Origin of the sequence: Escherichia sp. E2562 (assembly GCF_005781075.1) — a bacterium.
In the GTDB taxonomy this organism is placed as follows: domain Bacteria; phylum Pseudomonadota; class Gammaproteobacteria; order Enterobacterales; family Enterobacteriaceae; genus Escherichia.
Map to the genome: position 1 here is coordinate 1 of NZ_VATM01000047.1, position 2,364 is coordinate 2,364.

2 protein-coding genes and 1 pseudogene are annotated in these 2,364 nt (G+C 37.7%); all 3 read right to left on the reverse strand.

The genetic code is table 11. The features are described from left to right. Positions 1-96: 96 nt before the first annotated feature. Entirely contained in the window at positions 97-702 is a 606-nt protein-coding gene (locus FEK43_RS22750; protein ID WP_135383447.1) for a hypothetical protein, read from the reverse strand. Between the two features lie 64 nt (positions 703-766). Beyond that, a complete protein-coding gene (locus tag FEK43_RS22755) occupies positions 767-1,384 on the reverse strand; it encodes a hypothetical protein (RefSeq protein WP_135383446.1) in 618 nt (205 codons plus the stop codon). After that, positions 1,381-2,364 (reverse strand): annotated as a pseudogene (locus FEK43_RS23270) (hypothetical protein); the annotation flags it as partial. The pseudogene FEK43_RS23270 and the gene FEK43_RS22755, both read right to left, overlap by 4 nt.

Below are 2,364 nucleotides of genomic sequence, written 5' to 3' on the forward strand. Positions count from 1 at the left end.
TGTTTTCAGGGAGGAGATCAGCATCACCTTTTTTGATGTTGGCGTATTATCTCCTTTCTATAGCAATCATCATTTTATGTGATTTGATTTTTAACTTCATTCAATTGGGTGAAATTTATCAATACTATCCCCTTGATTTGTGTACATTTCTTGAGTTCCTTTTTTAACCAAAATGCTAAATGGAGTGACCTGAACGTCTTTACATTCTTCAAGCGATTCTTTGGTTATAGCGAACTTATAGTATTTATTATCTGTATCATCGCCACTGATGTTGATGCATTTTTCAGGCGCTTTAGTTAGTTTGTTCTTCTTTATGATATCTGGAATAATATTAAAAACAGTTTGTTCATCACTTGATGGACCACTAGTATATCCAGTATTTTTTAAATCTGATAGTTTGAGCCACCCATCGACCGAATCGCCATTTTTCTTGAAATATGATGCAAACAAATATCCATTAAGAGTGGTGTATCCTGAAACAACTTCACCATCAACTAAAAATAAATTATTAATCTTGCATTGTTCACTTGGCGCGCTGTTGAAGTAAAGTCTTGTTTTCGATACAACCTTAAATATATTCATGGAATGATCTACATATGCTTGCTCCTTCTCGGCTGTTTTGGATAGATCGGAACAAAAATCCTTAGCAAAGGAATAGCAACAAAAACAACATAATAAGATGGATGACATGAGTTTAATCATTTCAATCCTCTGCTTTTCATCCGGCTACAGTTCAATATAGAAAACAACCTTAAAGAATAGTTATTTAGTTTTTAATGGTGTCTGGAGAGGATTTCTGTATGCGGCTAGAATCCACCCATGAAGAATATGCCACGCCGTTTTTTGCTTGATATTTAACATACGAGGCGCCCCCTGAGTTTCTTTCAATTTCCACATATTCTCCTGGTAATATAAATACACCGACTTCTGGGGTTGATAATTTATCATCTTTATAAAACTGTAATCTGGAATCACCATTAACTTTGTAAATTTCTTTTTTATTTAGGCAGTTGAGATATATTGACGAGTATCTATTATCAAACTTTAATTTTTGTGGATTATCTGGATCAATAGTAACATCCTCCAAATTAAATTTGAGATAATTATATTTCATCCATAAAAGAAAGCCTTCGCCTGGAGTGTCAGTTGACTGCATTTTATTGAATTGAACTTTAGCATTTATATCATTGCCACTGACACTGTCAACATCTGCTTTAATGAGACTCCTATCCACTTTCAACTCTTTTATCAAACTTGCATTACTAGAAGCCACTATTTTATCTAAGAATTGTGAGCATCTATCAAAATCATCATCAGTAACACTTGAAAATGCTGAGATAGAGTAAGTCAATAAAACAAAAGAAAGTACTTTAAACTTGATCATGCTTTCACCTCAGAAAATTCATTAGTGAATCTGGGATTGATCGCCCCACATTCTTCTCTGTAAAGTTTTTGTGCTGAGTCTTGGGTTGAGTACCATCGGGCATAGTTTCCGCCGTGCTTATTAATATAGTACACAATATATTCCATCGAACTTTCAACAGAATCGAATACTACAAATTGCTTTGGCTTATCTGTGACTTGGGCATTCCCTCCCCGTCTACTTAACCCTCTTCCTTCTTTTTTACTCCAAATCCCAGTCGGTTGATATTCTGGATGTTGCGAGAAAAAGTCAGAACTCCATCCGTATGCTGACAGAGCACCATGCACCTCCATACCAGGAGCACCACAATGTTGATATTGACCAGAAGTAAAGTGTTTGGTCTCGATACGAAACATTCTTTCAACTATTACAGACATGTCTTTACCGTATTTATCATATATTTTACGTAAAGCTTCTTTCCCATCCTGTACAGTGAAAAGCCCCGAATGTCGTTTTTTTATGCTAATCATTGTCCCTAAAAACATTATTGGGTGCATATGCCACAACGAAGGCCCTAGTTTCTCAGTGGACACATCCTGCATCCATGCCATTTTATCAAGAAAATCTTCGCTGTATTTCTTCCATTCCGGGGCGTCTTTCTTCAGCGCATTGAGGAACGGTTGCCAGATAGCATCGCCTTTTTTGAAGTACCAGTCGCTGGGATGTTTTACGATTGTTTTCTGAATAACGTCGCGATAATCAGGATTATGAAGTGCTCTCCAGTATTCCATCGGAGAGTAACGGTTGCTTCCGCTGTCAATTTTATCCAGCAGGCGCTGATAATTATGCTTAACCAGGGCATGACTGGTTCGCGGATCACCGGTCGCAGCCTCGTAGAGCGAGTTGATAAGGCTGCGGAAGAATCCAGTGGGCTGGTTTTTTCCATCCAGGTAATCAAAACTGGCAGGCTCTGCGGTTTCGGTTCTGAAGCCCAGCTTCGC